The 14,452-nt window shown below is 50.9% G+C and carries 13 protein-coding genes and 1 tRNA gene; 7 read left to right on the top strand and 7 right to left on the bottom strand.

What is annotated here, in order from left to right:
* The first annotated feature begins 20 nt into the window (after window positions 1-20).
* Window positions 21-92 (top strand) — tRNA-Thr (locus GRX01_RS01780).
* A 196-nt stretch (window positions 93-288) separates the two neighbouring features.
* The gene (locus tag GRX01_RS01775; protein WP_159662803.1) at window positions 289-1,413 is read left to right on the top strand and encodes a tyrosine-type recombinase/integrase; all 1,125 of its coding nucleotides are present in this window, start codon (window positions 289-291) and stop codon (window positions 1,411-1,413) included.
* A gap of 203 nt (window positions 1,414-1,616) precedes the next feature.
* Here the strand turns inward: GRX01_RS01775 and GRX01_RS01770 are convergent, their stop codons facing one another.
* A complete protein-coding gene (locus GRX01_RS01770; protein WP_159662801.1) occupies window positions 1,617-1,991 on the bottom strand; it encodes a hypothetical protein in 375 nt (124 codons plus the stop codon).
* A 131-nt stretch (window positions 1,992-2,122) separates the two neighbouring features.
* On the opposite strand from GRX01_RS01770, the gene GRX01_RS01765 reads away from it, so the two are divergent.
* From GRX01_RS01765 to GRX01_RS01745, 5 genes are all read left to right on the top strand, one after another.
* Window positions 2,123-3,415 carry an ATP-binding protein gene (locus GRX01_RS01765; RefSeq protein WP_159662799.1) on the top strand — a complete coding sequence of 431 codons (1,293 nt, stop codon included), beginning with the start codon at window positions 2,123-2,125 and terminating at the stop codon, window positions 3,413-3,415.
* Window positions 3,412-4,725, top strand: a complete 1,314-nt coding sequence (locus GRX01_RS01760) for a DUF6414 family protein (RefSeq protein ID WP_159662797.1) — start codon at window positions 3,412-3,414, stop codon at window positions 4,723-4,725. The genes GRX01_RS01765 and GRX01_RS01760 overlap by 4 nt, the downstream gene beginning before the upstream one ends.
* A 74-nt stretch (window positions 4,726-4,799) precedes the next feature.
* On the top strand, window positions 4,800-5,303 hold the full coding sequence (locus GRX01_RS01755) for a hypothetical protein (protein ID WP_159662795.1): 504 nt from the start codon (window positions 4,800-4,802) through the stop codon (window positions 5,301-5,303).
* A gap of 3 nt (window positions 5,304-5,306) precedes the next feature.
* Entirely contained in the window at window positions 5,307-7,016 is a 1,710-nt protein-coding gene (locus GRX01_RS01750) for a hypothetical protein (RefSeq protein ID WP_159662793.1), read from the top strand.
* Window positions 7,013-7,459, top strand: a complete 447-nt coding sequence (locus tag GRX01_RS01745) for a hypothetical protein (RefSeq protein WP_159662791.1) — start codon at window positions 7,013-7,015, stop codon at window positions 7,457-7,459. The genes GRX01_RS01750 and GRX01_RS01745 overlap by 4 nt, the downstream gene beginning before the upstream one ends.
* A gap of 5 nt (window positions 7,460-7,464) precedes the next feature.
* Here GRX01_RS01745 and GRX01_RS01740 read toward each other — a convergent pair whose 3' ends face one another.
* From GRX01_RS01740 to GRX01_RS18720, 6 genes are read right to left on the bottom strand one after another with little or no spacing between them, the layout of a single operon-like run.
* A complete protein-coding gene (locus tag GRX01_RS01740; RefSeq protein WP_159662789.1) occupies window positions 7,465-7,878 on the bottom strand; it encodes a hypothetical protein in 414 nt (137 codons plus the stop codon).
* Complete coding sequence (locus GRX01_RS01735; protein ID WP_159662787.1) at window positions 7,871-9,793, bottom strand: type IV secretory system conjugative DNA transfer family protein; 1,923 nt, start codon at window positions 9,791-9,793, stop codon at window positions 7,871-7,873. The genes GRX01_RS01740 and GRX01_RS01735 overlap by 8 nt, the downstream gene beginning before the upstream one ends.
* A complete protein-coding gene (locus GRX01_RS01730) occupies window positions 9,790-10,767 on the bottom strand; it encodes a hypothetical protein (protein WP_159662785.1) in 978 nt (325 codons plus the stop codon). The genes GRX01_RS01735 and GRX01_RS01730 overlap by 4 nt, the downstream gene beginning before the upstream one ends.
* Window positions 10,767-12,983 (bottom strand): ATP-binding protein, encoded by a 2,217-nt coding sequence (locus GRX01_RS01725; RefSeq protein WP_159662783.1) that lies wholly within the window; start codon window positions 12,981-12,983, stop codon window positions 10,767-10,769. The genes GRX01_RS01730 and GRX01_RS01725 overlap by 1 nt, the downstream gene beginning before the upstream one ends.
* The gene (locus tag GRX01_RS01720) at window positions 12,976-14,088 is read right to left on the bottom strand and encodes a hypothetical protein (protein WP_159662774.1); all 1,113 of its coding nucleotides are present in this window, start codon (window positions 14,086-14,088) and stop codon (window positions 12,976-12,978) included. The genes GRX01_RS01725 and GRX01_RS01720 overlap by 8 nt, the downstream gene beginning before the upstream one ends.
* Window positions 14,085-14,435, bottom strand: a complete 351-nt coding sequence (locus GRX01_RS18720; RefSeq protein ID WP_201289471.1) for a pilin — start codon at window positions 14,433-14,435, stop codon at window positions 14,085-14,087. Before GRX01_RS18720 ends, GRX01_RS01720 begins: the two co-directional genes overlap by 4 nt.
* Window positions 14,436-14,452: the final 17 nt, after the last annotated feature.

Genomic DNA, 14,452 nt, shown 5'->3' with positions numbered 1-14,452 from the left:
TCCCGGCTATCCGTAACCGCGCCTGGGTAGCTTAGCGGTAAAGCGCGTCCTTGGTAAGGACGAGAGCGCGGGTTCAAATCCCGCCCTAGGCTGTCTCTCGTTGCTACGTCCGGTAGTTACCGGGTTCTTCGTCGGTGAAACAATGAGCACCACGCAAGAACGAGTACCCGGTCCTATTCTGGGTACCCCGACGCAGTCACGCGTTTTTCAAGAAAAGACAGGCATATTACATTATATATTTAAAACTTGTCGCGCAAACGATCTAGTTTCTAGACAGAGGTGTCGAGAATGACGCACAGTGAAGACAACAAAGTAGACGGGATCGTCCTCGTCTCCGAAGACGCGCGCGAGTATCTAAACCCGAGACAGGAAGTTACCTACCGCGAGCACCGACGCGAACTCTGTGAATGGATGCTGGCCCTCGGCAAAAACCCGGACAAAGCCACGGGCTACAGCCACTCAACGACAAAGAACAGGATGAACCGCTTAGACCTGTTCTACCGCTTTATCTGGAACCGTCGAGGCCGGTACACCCAGGAACTGACTACGGACGACGCGGATACCTGGATGCGTCACCTCGCCACCGAGGAGATGAAAGAATCTACGAAAAACCACTACCAGAAAGCCGTATACTCCTTGTTCAAGTGGAAACGAGAAGCCCGGAACAAGGACGTCGAATGGGAGCCGGAGATCGAGTACAGCGATCCCAGTACAACGTATACTCCACGTGACTACCTAACCAAAGAAGATCGGCGGAAAATGAGGGAAGCATCCATGGAGTACGGAAGTGTACCCCACTACAACAGTGTAACACCCAGCGAACGCGACAAATGGAAGACGTATCTTTCTCAGCGGCTGCAGAAACCGAAAGAAGAAGTCACGATGAAGGACTGGCAGAAAGCCAACTCCTTCAAATACACCTCGATGATCCATGTCGCACTCGATGCGGGTCTACGTCCTATCGAGATTAAGCGCAGTAATGTTCACTGGGTCGACACCGAAAACGGAGTACTACGGATACCACGAGAAGAATCCAGTAAGAACCGGGAGAACTGGATAGTCGCACTCAAAGAAGAAACCACTCAGATCTTGAAACGCTGGCTCGACGAGAGGGAGACGCGGGAGAAGTACGACAGCCGAGACGCACTCTGGCTCACCATGTACGAAAACAGGTACAACAAAGACAGCTTCAGAGACGTCTTCCGCAAAATCGCATCCGAAGCAGAACTCGACTTAGAAAACCGAGACCTCACACCCTACAGCATCCGCCACAGCACAGCCACCTACATCGCCGAACAAGAAGGACTCGCAGTCGCCGCCCAACAATGCCGCCACAAATCCAAACGCACCACGGAAAAATACGAACACAGTAGTACGACCCGACAACAAGACGCAGTCAACAACATAGACTAACCCCCTCCCTCATCTCCCCACCCTCTCCTCTCTTGTTGCGTGGAAAACCCGGATACAGCAGTAAGTCGTTCCACGTTTCAAACCTGATCCAAACCCGGTAGTCCAAGCAAACAGATAGAGATCAAACCTGACTCAGACCTGATTTCCGGACCTGTCCAGAGTATTCTACCCTGACTCAAAGCCTCAATCCCAACCCGGGTTATCTACAATTCGCTTAGAACATCATCGAGTCCAGCCTTCCTCACCAACAAGACCACCATCCCCATGAAGAACACCAGACCCATCACTGAACCAATCACTCCGAATACCGGGTGTATCATCTCAGAGATCACACCAGGCGTTATTATCCAGAGAACGGCGCCAGAGACCACGAAACTAGCCGTATAAGAAATATTCCAGTAGGTGGCAGATGTGTATATCCCGAACAGAATAACCCCCCATAGAAGAAGATAGATCAGGCCTGCTGCAGCCCCACCAAGAAACTCCTTAGTCAATGCGACCGCTATAATAACTCCTGCTGAAGGCAGTACGAACTCGACTGCTCTTGTTAAACCATCTTCTCCTGTCGGTGCTCCCATCGATCTATACTCACACTTCTGAGGAAGATGTTAACTAAGTTGTCCTACCGCGTTAGTGGCCTGAGTGAGACCTCTTGAGTAGCGGAGTTCATCAAGTAGATTCAAGAAAGTACGAGATATGATATTTCATTATGAGCGATAGGGACTTGGCTCTCGTTAACGAGATCGCAGATAATGGTGATCTCATTTTAGGATTTCTAGACGGGGCTGGGAAAGATACGTTGCCGGACAATACAGGGGATGCAGAAGTCGGCGATATAGTAGCTGTTGAAGAAGTCAATTATAGAGGAGAGGAGGTGGTCGAAGTAGTCAAAAAGGGAGGTTATGACCGAGGAAAATCTGTGGCTGTTGTTGAGGCGGTGTTTGACGATAAACTTGCAGTACGAACTGAAAATGGACTGATTGAAATTGAGCGCCCTGAGGAAACTGTAGAAGAAGGATATACTATCGCGGTAACTCCGTCCCAGTCTTTTGGCGGTGTAATGGGTGAAGAGCCGATTGAAATTGAATCGAAACCAGACCTCGAAGTCGATGCGATCAATCTGAACCTAGGATCTGACGAAGACGAGGAAGAAGAAAATGAGGAAGCTGAGGGTTTATACCAACCCGAGAACATCGGAGAAGTCTCATTTGATGATGTAATCGGGTTGCAGGACGCCAAAGATCGACTAATAGAGGCTGTGAGCTTACCAATAGAAAAACCCGATGAGATGGAGAAGTTTGATCTTGAGGGACGATTCGGAATTCTGTTCTACGGGCCTCCAGGCACGGGTAAGACAATGTTGGCAAAGGCAGCCGCAAACGAATGGGGTTCATCTGATTCATTCTTCCATATCGGCGGCCCAGAAATTGTGAGTAAATACTACGGTGAAAGCGAACGTCAAATCCGGAATATTTTCGAAGCTGCCAAAAAGAAGGCAGAGGAGGAAGACGAGCCTGCGGTAGTTTTCATTGACGAAATCGACAGTGTCGTACCACGCCGGGATCGTGCAGATGAGACTGAACGTCGGATCGTTGCACAGTTCCTAAGCGAGCTCGACGGATTAGAGGATCGAGGAGATATTATCGTCATTGGTGCAACCAACTTGATTGAGGTAATTGATCCAGCGGTACGCCGGCCAGGACGATTTGACGAGGAGATCGAATTCACTCTACCAGACACCATAGAACGAAGAAAAATCCTCGAAGTTCACTCAGACGATATGCCAGCCTCTTCTTCTGTGGATTTTCAGGATATAGCAGAGCGGACTCGTGGATGGTCGGGAGCCGACCTAGAATCTATCGTAAAGAAAGCCGGACTCATCGCTGTCAAGGATGACCGGCCGCAGGTTCACCATGAGGATTTCTTGATTGCGCTTGAGAGATTTGATGAGCAACGCGAGGCCAAACGCCAGCAGATAAAAGAAGTGAGGGAACAGGAATGAGTTATCTAAAAATCCGTCAAAGACTACACTCAGGGATTGCTTGGCTACAGCGCTGGCTTGCTAAAAACCAGTTTGATGATCTCCGTGAATTCGTTTACCTTGACGAGATTAGTGTGAGGAGTTTACTGGCTTCAACAGGGGAAGGCGGTATTGTATCTGAGACAGTCGACGAAGAGATGCGTAGAAGACGTTCTGGATCTAGTGTTGGTGGTTCGGTATCGACTGGCCCTGCCTCCGTCAACGCAAAAGTTTCAGAGCAGAGTGAGCAGCAGGAGACAAAAATTGAGACGCGGAACTATGACCTGATTCAGTCAAAGTTCACGAGACTGTACAAGAGCAATGTAGTAGAGAAGAAGCTCTCATTGGATCAAATACCAATAGAAGATGAACCTGCGGAAGAACCGTTTTCAGGCCTTGCCGCATCCGATTTGAGCCGTGGTGATGTAGTTGAGCTCCGAGTGAACCTTTCAGCAAACCTCCTGTTCAGGCTGTACAGGACTATCGGTTATTTCGCTGATTCGTTTGAAGATCAGATTGATTCTGAGACGGAGGAAATGCTGGAGTTGATCGGTAGCAGTCTTGGTAATCGTATTCCAGTTGTCGGTGAGGCTGTGGACTACAAAGTCGTCAAGGATCATGAAGAGGAGAAGACGATCAAACGTAGTGATCAACTGGATAGCGATGAGGAAGAGGAAGCAGAGGATTTAGCCATCGTTACGCTGCTGAACTTGGATAGTCTGTGGGTAGATCCGATACAGACCTTGTTCAATAACGATCGTTTCGTGATCTACTGTAGAGTGGAAGACGTGGATATTGACCGTTGGTATCCACTGAAAGTTACTCGTGCAATTAACAGTCTCTCAAAACCCGCGGCGAAGAATTTGAACCAAGAGTTCCGGCGGGGTCTAAAGGAGACAAGAAGCCAGTTATCCGAGCTCCAAGATTTCACTGACTGGTCTAATGACTCAACTATGCAGTGGAGCCAAGACATCCACCAGTATACTGAATCTCTGGGGGATGAATATGGTCAAGATGTCTCTGAGGAGGAACAGGAGCAGTTGATTGTAGAGGCGATGGGTACTGTTGATCTTGGTGATGAAATCAGTCAAACAGCGCAACGTAAGAGGGTTCTTAACGCCTACACAGACGCATTCGTCGAGATGTTCGGTCTAGATCCTATCGGTGAAGAAAAACGTCAGGAGTTGCGGTCCGATGCTATGAATTCGGCTCGGAGTGATAACGTAGGGAGTTCCTCGGATGAAGATGATGTGTTCCGAATTGAGGCGAAAGCTGTGGCCCTGTACTGGTGATACTGATATTTGACATTTGGTTTTGAGAGAGTAAGGGGAAAGTTTCCTAACTGTTTGGTTCGGAATTGTTTGTTATGTCGACGGTTGACAGGATTCAGCAGAGCGGGATTGGGGCTTTAATCCTGTATCTGTACTCTGCTGGTGTCCTATACTTGTTCGTGGGGGATCCCACTTTGTACTCTCTTTACGCTTTAGCGGCAGCTCCGCCTGTCATACTGGTGTTCTTGAGCTCGGTATTCAATGATGAGTTGATGGAGTTTTTCGTTGGTAAGGAGATCGAGGAAGCATTCAAAGCGATTGACGAGCGGACTGGCGACGAGGAGTTCTACTGGGATTCAGACGCGGAGACGAAAGAGTCGATTGATGGCATGGATGAGAGGGCTCACAAGCATTTAGTCACGATTTTGACTGGTATTGGGATTGCGCTCTCTCTTCCGTTCATTGTTTATTATGAGTTCGGGGCTCTGGAGTCTGCAGGAGCTGTAGGAGGGTCTCTGATCGTCCTTTATTTGTTCAGCATCAGAGAGTTACGTAACCTCCGACAAGTAGTTAAAAGTTCAGTGAAGTTGTATGATTAACAAATGAGAATTAAGACTCTGGATATCGAGGAATTCGCCAGCGGAGAACACCGCGGGAAAACTGTTCAGAACGTCCAAGGCGACTCATTCCTCTTCCGAGGCGGCAGCCGCACCGGGAAGACGCTTACATTCAACGCCATACTATACAATCTCCTCGGTGCTCGCCATACAGTCGATTTAGCGACAGGCCGACAGAACGAAGTTGAACTAAGATTCACCAACGGAACACGATTCTTCAGAGGTAATCCAAGGGCGGAGTTCGAAAACGGAGGAGAAGTACTGACGGGTGGTGATGCATCCGACGAATTCTCTGAGCTATTAGGAGATACTGATCTCATCAAGTCACACTTTGTCCATTCTCACCTAGGCAAGATGCCTCTAGACGATTTGGGTAAGGATGACCGGATATCTCTAATTAGAGCGGTTACCAATGATGAATTGAGACAGCGTCTGTCCAGGTTTGAAGACGCAGAAGAGCAGCTGGAAGAGCTAGTTATTGAGACAGAAGACGAGAAGCGACGTGCAACCGAGAATTTAGAGGAGATCCAACGCGAGATCCAGAGTCTTGAGTCCCAGAAAGAGAAGTACGAAGATATCGAGTCCAAAATTGATTCAGGAGAGTTAGCTGATCTCAGTGAGCGGCTTCTACGTGATGAGGATCTTGAGTCCCGGTTGGACCAACTGTTCAGGGAGAAAGAAGGCTTGAGGAAACAGCTACGAAAGCTGCATCGTAAGAAACGGAAGCAGCAGAACTACGATTCAGAGGTCAACCAGATTATTGCTGAAGCGGTCAACGATTTTGTCTGTCCAACGTGCGACCGCCGTATTACCACCGAGAAGGCTAAGAACCGTATTCAGACAGGTAATTGCCCTTACTGCGGTCGAGATCATTCGCTTGAAGGACTGAAAGAGCAGATTAGCGAGCGAATCAACCGTTCTGATGATTTGCTTTCTGAGCTTGAGACCGAGATTGAGGAGCTACAGAGCCAGCGGGATCAAGTCGACCAAGACATCGAGAAGATTAGAGATGATAGGCCTGAGATCGGAGATCTTGACGGGTTTGTCAAACGCAGATTGGATCGGTTCGACCATGATTTAGATCTGCTTCGGGACCATGTCGAAGAGGAACTGGAGAACGTAGTACAGAGCTTGGAGGAAGCACGAGCTGAGGAGCAGAGGTTGCAGGAGAAGCAGGAGAATGCAGAAGACAGGTTGGAAGCATACCAAGAATCTCTGGTGTCTGCGTCGGAGCAGGTGGAGGAATTGACGCAGGAGAGCTTTGAGGCAGGTATTCAGGAGTTCAGTGAGAAGTGGGAGGAGATATACAATGAGATGAATTCCAGCCTTGAGCTGGAGATCGATATTGATCCAGAAGGTACTATCCAGTTCCCTGGTCGAAACAACGTGAGAGAATACGATAGAGGTGGGAACTTGAGCGGATCAGAGCTCCACTTACTCAATATTTCGTTTGCCTGTACTTTAGCCATGTTTGCAACTGAAAGCGAGGCTACAGAGTGGGATACAGTGGTTCTCGACGAACCGTTCTCTAATCTTCAAGAACCAGAAAACCGGGAAGCGGCTATTGAATATATCCTGAGTATGGACAAACAGGTGATTGCGACGAGTTCGGATGATTCTCTGGATGGCCGGTTTGAGAATGTGGAAGTGTTGAGTCGTGAGGCGCTTCAGACTCGACTGGGTGAGTTCACATGAGCGACGAAGATGATGAGATGTTTCATCCCCGGCTGATGATGTTGGATGATTTCGGCGGTGAGATTGAGGGCCGGTTGAAGTTCCACAAATCCCTCTATCAGTACCGGAACTCTGAGTCTGGTTCTGAAGACTGGGCGTTCAGAAGAGAGGAGCACGGACCGCTGGATCCCGGTTTTTCCAGTCGGATGCAGTCATATGAAGATCTTGATATGGCAGAAGTTGACGAAGATGAGGAACCTCACCGGTTTAGAATCACGGAGAAGGGAAGACGATTCTCAAGAGGTCTGAGTAACGGTCTATCGAAGCTGCGTGACGGATTTGACGATCGCAGAGAATCGCTTAGAGAAGTTGCTAGGGTGAATAAGAGTCGCTCTGGCTCTGAGATAGAGGAGGATGAAGATGTTCAGGACGCAAAAGACGAACCATACCAGACTGACGTTTAATCGAACTATAGTTTCTGTTGGATCTGATCTTTGAATGTATCCAATGCTCGATCAAGAGAGTCTATACGAGCTTCTAGCTGATTGAGTTTCTGAACAAGCTCTTTGTGGGTCAGATCATTGTAGTGGCTGCCTGAGTCTTCGTCCAGAGTGTCGACAGCGGTTTCTCCTTCATTGGTTAGTTCGGCTTGTTTTGGGTGTTGGAAGACGCGTTTCTGTCCGTTGATGATTCGTTCGACGTTTCCGTCTGGTTTTGAGATTTCGAGCAGCTCTAGTTCTTCGAGTTTCTGGAAGGCGTAGGTGACGTGGTGGTTTTCCAAGGTCGTGTTTGCCGTGATTTTCTGGACGTCGTTGTTTCCGTCGGCGATGTTTCTGAGTACGGCCTTGTCTTTGTCCCGTAGCTGGTTTTGTACGTCAGTCATTAGTGGTGATCACGCATTCTTGGCCCAGTTCGGAACAGTATCCGTCCTCTTCTCGGTACAGGCAGAAGTCTTCGAGCTCTTCTTCATCGAATCCGTCGTCGATCTGCGGGCAGTCTGTCTCGGGTTCTTCTATCTCTTGCAGACTGTCTCCGTCGAGCTCGAGCACCCGGTATTCCGCGTTCTGCAGTTGTTCGGTGTCTTTCACAGGTTGGCCGTCGCTGTCCTTGTAGTAGCTGAATCCCCCATTGCTGTCGGTGTGTTCGCTGCCTCGACGGTTCACCGGGTCGGAGATAATGTTCTCCAGTTTCGCTGCATCACCGTTCTTCACGACGAAGAACACCTCCCGGTTTTCTTTGATGCCTCGCCGCAGGTTTTCCAGGACTTTTGCGGGCTTGGTTAACGTGGAGAGTTCAGCCTCTAAGTGTGCGATGTCGTTGTCAGGCAGGAAGACGTGGCCGTCGGGTTTCTCATCACCGCTGTCCTGGTACAGCAGATTGACCTGGAAGCCACGAGTTTCCAATTCCTCTTTGGCTGCGGCCAGCATCTCCAAGTGTTCGTCGCCGCCAGCGTTTGCAGAGTTTCCAAGTGACTGCTCTACCTCAAGTTCGACCTGCTTCGTCTTCTTAGCCGGTGTCTGCCGCCGTTTCACACGGTTGATGTCACGAGTGTTTTCAGGTTCCCAGGGCGGGTAGGTGTCGAAGATAACGGCGTTCTGTTGCTGTTTTTGTCCTGGTTTCTGGATGACGGCTCGGTAGTTCCCCAGTGACTTCAACTGGGATTGGTTGATGTTGTTGAACATCCGGGTGATGCTCGCTGTGTTTTCTCCGTCACCGGGGTGTAGGGCGATCTTGGTCCGGCAGTTGTTGGTAACTGCCTGCTGCATCCTTGTGGGTAATTGGTCGAGGTACTGTGTGGCGAGCCAGCAGCCAAGCCTGTATTCCCGTGCCTCAGAGAGTATAGTGGTGAAGTTGCTTCCTTCGCCAGCGAAGTTGTCGAGTTCATCGACGTAGAGATGGAACGGGTCCCGTTGTTCCTCGGGTTGGCTGATCCGGCTTTGTGCGGCCGCCCAGATCTTGGTGATGATGATGCTGCCAACCAATCGGGAGACTTGTCCGCCGACATCGCCTTTCTGGACTTCGACAAGGATGATCCGCTGGTTGTCGATAGCGTCCTTGATATCGAAGCTGGACTGTTTGGCTGCGATAACCTTCCTGATGGTCGGATTCATCACGAAGTCGTTCAGTCGACGTTGCAGCGGTTCGAGTTGACTGGAACTGAGGTCTTCGCGGACCCGGACAAGTTCCTCTCGGACAACAGGATCTTGTGTTTCGTCGATCAGTTCTTCAAGAGCTTCGTCGTTGACTACGGTTTTGAAGACGTGTAGAAGCGTCTTCTCACTGTTTTTCTGGATGTTCAGGTTGATGTGTGCTCGGAGCAGTGTTTCGAGTACTCGTCCGAATCTGTCACCCCAGTTTTCGCTTTGACGTTTGAACAGGTCGATGAGGTCGGAGACGATGATCTCTTTCTGGTTTTCGACCTGTGCCTCTGTCATGTCCTCGTTGATCTGTGGCTGCAGGACGTTGATTCCGGGAACAGGCTCCTTCCCGGGATTGATGTAGATAATATCGTTGAGCCGGTCTTCCGGCAGCTTCTCGATGAGTTCGTCGATGAGTCCGCCTTTCGGGTTGATGACGGCGAACCCAGTGTCTTTGTATGCGTCTTGGAGTGCAGCGTGGGTCATGAGCTGTGTTTTGCCGCCGCCTGTTGCTCCGATGTTGAGGACGTGTGTCCGTCTGTACTGGTCTTCGATACCGACGTTCTCCTCGACTCCGAGGGTGGATGTTCGGCTGCCGAGGTAGGTGGTTTGGAGCTGACCGGTACGTTCGATGAGTTGTTTGGCTTCTCCGGGTTTCATGGCTGAGCTGTCTGAATGTTCTCTTGGTTGCGGTCAGGGATTGTGACGAGGCTGGCAAGCTCTCCTTGGGTGGTACGGAATTTCCGGCTCCACCCACCGAATTCTCGGTTACGAACGGTTTCTGCGTAGCTGAGAAGCCGTTTTTCCAACAGGGGTTGGAAAGTAACCGTGTTGAAGTACTGGTTGGTTTCCGGGTTCTCGAATCGGTTGAACCCGCCTGCCAGTTCTTTGATTCGACTTGGTGTGTACTCCTTTCCGTTGATGATCAGGAAGCGGATACTGGTCCAGTATCGGGCGTTCCCGATTTTCTTGTTGATGCTGTGTGCTTGACTCTTTTCTCTGCGGGTGGGTTGGGTCGACCCCCAGATACCTTGTTTCTCTTTTTTGAGGTAGTTGCGTTGCTGAACAGCCTTTTTCCGCCACCACCACTTCCGGAGTGTTTTGGCTGCGATTGGCTGGAACAGGACTTGGATTACGAACTTAGTGTTCTGCATCGAGTGCCGGTGCAGAAGCGCTGTAACCGCGTTGATAGGCGGTGAATCATGCTCAGTGTTCAACGTGTACCAGTCGCTGTCTCCGAGGTGGAGCAGACCACCACCCAGTGTTTCACCGTTGTAGACCGGTAGCCCGTTGACTCCATCCCTGAACTTGACCTCAGGTATTTCATCGGCTAACTGGGTTCGGACTTTACGCTCAAGTCGTTTGGTGGGTACCGAGTACTGGAACCGCAACTGGTTGTTCTGTGCTCTCCGTATTTCGTAGCTGACTGTGGGCGAGGTATTCCTGAGTCCAAGCCACTTGTTCTGTATTTCCAGTATGCCGGAGACGAAGTACGGCAAGGTCGATGGCGTGTCTTGGTTCCGGGGTGGGAGAACCTCGACACTGTACCAAGGCTTCGAAGGATTTTGCAGCCGTTCTGCTTCTTCCTCGTTCAGGGTTACGTGGTTTGACCGCAGGAAGTCGAAGACACCCATTATTCGCCCTCCCTTTCTGTGATCGTGGAGTATTCGGTGTCAGTGGCGGTGATACGGACTTTGGAGTCGAGGCGGTCACTGATTTTCATCAATGCCTCGCTGTAGTCCGACTTGGTACCTGTCTTCAGTTTCTGTAGTTCAGTGGTCTCCTGAGTGGAGAGCTGGAAGAATTCTATAACGTCTTCTGCGACCTCGCTGTGCCGCATCAGGAAGGTGGCTTCCAAGTTTTTCAGGATGTTTCGACCCTCCAGGTTGGATGCGAAGTCATCGGCGTTCTGCGAGATCATCACGACCGAGGTCTGGGTGTCTCTCGCTTCACGGACGAACTGTTCGAGTGCTTCCCGTCCCTTTTTCCGGCGTAGAATGTTGTGGGCCTCGTCGATTATGACGAATGTCTTACCCGTGTTCTGGGAGGTGTGACTGTAGATCTCTCTAACTAGTTTTACCAGGTTCTCAGCGTTATCTTCGCCGCCACGGGTTTCGACTTGGAAGCCCTGTACCCCTTCGTTGAACTGGTAATCCTTCTCGTCGTTGAGAGTGGTTGTGGAGCCGTTGAGCTGTTTGATGACTTTGCCGTACTCGTTTTTCGGGTCGACGACGATGACTTGTTCGAGGTCGGGGTAGGCGAGTTTCCAGCGTAGAAGCAGTGTTTTGGCGTAGAAGCTTTTGCCGGACCCGGTCTTTCCGAGGATGGCAAGGCTGTGGCTGCTCCAGTTCCAGAGGTCGAGGAGGACTGGTGATTGGTCTTCAGTTGAGGTTCCGTAGATGATCCCGGAGCCTTCGTTCTGGTTGGAGGTGGCGAATGTGAAGCCGCTGGCTGCTGAACTACTCGGCATGATCCGGGACTGGTTCAAGAGGTCGTTGTAGAGGATTGACTCTGTTTTAACCGCTTGATCGGTCCGGAAAACCGGTGACTGGTATTCTGCAAGCAGGGTGTCGAGTCGGGTTTTTACCTGGGTGTATGCGTGTTTTCGCTGCTGTGGTGTGTCTCCGTGGGCGATGATGTAGGTGCTGTAGTCGATCAGGGACTGGTTGTTGTCAGCAGCTAAGCTAACCATGTTTTCAGCGTCTTCTCGTCGGGTCCGGAGTTCTGCGATGTCCTTGATCAGGCCGCCTCCGAGCCGTGAGTTGATTTCTGCGTCTAACCGGTCGATATGTCTTTCCAGTTTTCGAACTGTTTTGGACTGGTCCCGGGGTTCGATTCTCTGTATGATGTCGATTCGGCCGTTGCTAGATTGGTTTAGCAGTGTGACTGGCCAGCCGAGTTCTGCGGAGGCCGGGTATTCGGTGAGGTAGAGTAGTCGACGGTAGCCTCCTATCTGTGAGTAGGGGAGTTGGTAGGTCTGGGTGTCGTGGCTTGGTTGTTTGTTGAAGCTGTATGCGTATTGCTGGAGTTCTAATCCGGTGACTTGCTGGGCTTCTAAGCTTCCCCGGTTGAGTTGATCGACGACGACGTCGAGCCTGTGGTTCAGTTTTGCTACTGTTTCTGAATTATCGGATTCTGTCTCGGCTTCAAGTTCGATGTAGGGTTCTATTTTTTCGAAGACCGGTTCTAACTCTGGGTACTGTTCCCGGATGTTCTGAAGTATCTCTCGGAGCTGGGTTTCACCGGGTTTGTCTGCCCGGATGACGATGTAGTGGTGGGTGGTTGTGGCGTTCCCTTGGTTCAGGTTTTCGAGGTACTGAGTGTAGTCTTGGAGATGACTGGATTGGTTGTTGTCAGCGATTTTCTCGATGTAGGTATCGAGTTTTAGTGGTAGCTGCCGGGAGTGGACCTCGATGGGGAAGGAGATCGTTTCGTAAAGCTCTGTGAGGATGCTGTGCAAGGCTTTCTGCTGGGCTTCACCCTGCATGCTAAGCGGTACAGGCTGGACCTTCACCACTCCAACAGCAGTACCAGTGGAGGTCAGCACATACCCGTCGCTTACACTGTCTATCTCAACAGGTTCACTGAATTTCTCCACCAGTCTCTGACGCAGGAAGTGGTAGCAGTGAACATCAACGGTGTCTCCCTCGATCTGGAGAAACACCAGTGACAACCCGATAAGCAACCCTGCAAGGACACCGAGCAGTGTACTGATCAAGTCAACAGGGTTGTACGTGAACCCGGCTATGATCGCTGTCGGAATCAGCAACCGGGCAATGTCTTTGACCGTGAAGTAGCCAAGGAACTTGACCGGTGTAGCGGTATTCCGCGGAATACTGAACTTAATCATCATCGTCCTCCTCATCCTCAAATCGGAACTTGCTCCGCTTTCGACGGTTCTCGTGTCGTCCCTGCTTCAAGCGTTTCTCACGGTACTCCTCCCGTTTCCTCGCCTGTTTTCTTTGTTTGACCCGTGTTTTGACCCCTCGTGAGACCATGTAGGCTTGACCGAGGATCGCCTGGCTTGCTCCGTACAACTGGTAAGGAACCCAGAGCAGCAGGGTGAACCCGGCGACACCTAGAACCCAGTTGGATACTCCTTGTACTCCGCTGCCTTGAGCGTTTAACAGTGAGAAAATGAATTTCAGTACAAGTACGTCGAGCGGTGCCATCGCTAACGCGGTCCAGTACCCGGAGATGAACGTATCCGCGTATCGCTTGGTAGTCGGGAACGCCCAGGCTAAGGCCAGTAATGGGCTGATCGCGGCTACGAACAGGATGTAGACGTTCCGAATGATGAAGACGGCAACTAATACGAGTAGGAGAGACGCGTTTATCACCCAGACCAGTACCAGTGCCACTGATAACCCGGCGAGCTGGGTTGTGGACATCGTCAATCCGGTTGGTGCGAACGCGTACACCAACGCATCCGAGAACTCGACCGTGTACTGAAGCAGGGGCAGTGAGATCGTGGCGAAGACTAGTGCGGTGATGAACCGCGGTAAGATCATTCGGACCTCGCGGTAGCTCACACCGAGAACGGAGCCATACATATACAGAATCCCTGTCGCAGGAAGCACTACACCGGCAACGGCATAGGCCACCAGTAATGTGTCTCGGTGGACTTCCTCGACGACCGGGTTGGGATAGATCGTCGGTGTGTTTGTCAGTACGAGTGTGAACTGTCGAACCAGTTGTTGTGCCAAGGTCTGAAACGGTTTAAACAACACCGCGATCAGCAGGTCCTCGAGTGTAGCATCCCAGGACCCGGTGAAGTCGGCTAATTCATCGACGAGGTCATCAATAGCTGAGCTCAACCCGGAGAAGTCGATAACAGTATCCGAATCATCCTCTTCGGATTCTTCATCGTTCTCAGGGGTGGGTGTTGTAGCGGTTGCTGGTACTGCTAATCCGGTGATCAGCAATACGACTACCAGAGTTTTGAACGGGTTCATGTGCAGAAGGTACCTCCCATCTGGCTGGTCAGGAACGAGACAATCATTCCTGCCGACAGCAACAGCACGGTCCCGATGAACACGCGTTTCACCGTTCTCTTACCGTGCTGAGTGTAGTCGTCACCGAACGGGCCAGCAATCAGGATACCAGCAACAGTGAATCCCAAGGTGGCCAGTCCAACACCCATTAAGAACGCAACATCAGTCAGGGTGTGCAGCAGGTCGAACAACGGAAGGAGCGATGACGGGACCTCACATTTCAACGTGCCGTGGCTTGCTGATGCGGGCGCGGATGCGGTCAGGATCAGTGCCGTGATCGCAGTCACGAACTGGATTTTTCGGGGCATTGCAAGTCCGAGATTTG

The sequence above is a fragment of the Halobaculum saliterrae genome, from assembly GCF_009831625.1.
Taxonomy (GTDB): Archaea; Halobacteriota; Halobacteria; order Halobacteriales; family Haloferacaceae; genus Halobaculum; species Halobaculum saliterrae.
Note: the sequence above shows the minus strand (reverse complement) of the source record. Positions and strands in the feature narration are given on the sequence as shown.

Coding starts and splice junctions, on each gene's coding strand:
- GRX01_RS01775 (WP_159662803.1), top strand. CDS start 289: ATGACGCACAGTGAAGACAACAAAGTAGACGGGATCGTCCTCGTCTCC.
- GRX01_RS01770 (WP_159662801.1), bottom strand. CDS start 1,991: ATGGGAGCACCGACAGGAGAAGATGGTTTAACAAGAGCAGTCGAGTTC.
- GRX01_RS01765 (WP_159662799.1), top strand. CDS start 2,123: ATGAGCGATAGGGACTTGGCTCTCGTTAACGAGATCGCAGATAATGGT.
- GRX01_RS01760 (WP_159662797.1), top strand. CDS start 3,412: ATGAGTTATCTAAAAATCCGTCAAAGACTACACTCAGGGATTGCTTGG.
- GRX01_RS01755 (WP_159662795.1), top strand. CDS start 4,800: ATGTCGACGGTTGACAGGATTCAGCAGAGCGGGATTGGGGCTTTAATC.
- GRX01_RS01750 (WP_159662793.1), top strand. CDS start 5,307: ATGAGAATTAAGACTCTGGATATCGAGGAATTCGCCAGCGGAGAACAC.
- GRX01_RS01745 (WP_159662791.1), top strand. CDS start 7,013: ATGAGCGACGAAGATGATGAGATGTTTCATCCCCGGCTGATGATGTTG.
- GRX01_RS01740 (WP_159662789.1), bottom strand. CDS start 7,878: ATGACTGACGTACAAAACCAGCTACGGGACAAAGACAAGGCCGTACTC.
- GRX01_RS01735 (WP_159662787.1), bottom strand. CDS start 9,793: ATGAAACCCGGAGAAGCCAAACAACTCATCGAACGTACCGGTCAGCTC.
- GRX01_RS01730 (WP_159662785.1), bottom strand. CDS start 10,767: ATGGGTGTCTTCGACTTCCTGCGGTCAAACCACGTAACCCTGAACGAG.
- GRX01_RS01725 (WP_159662783.1), bottom strand. CDS start 12,983: ATGATTAAGTTCAGTATTCCGCGGAATACCGCTACACCGGTCAAGTTC.
- GRX01_RS01720 (WP_159662774.1), bottom strand. CDS start 14,088: ATGAACCCGTTCAAAACTCTGGTAGTCGTATTGCTGATCACCGGATTA.
- GRX01_RS18720 (WP_201289471.1), bottom strand. CDS start 14,435: ATGCCCCGAAAAATCCAGTTCGTGACTGCGATCACGGCACTGATCCTG.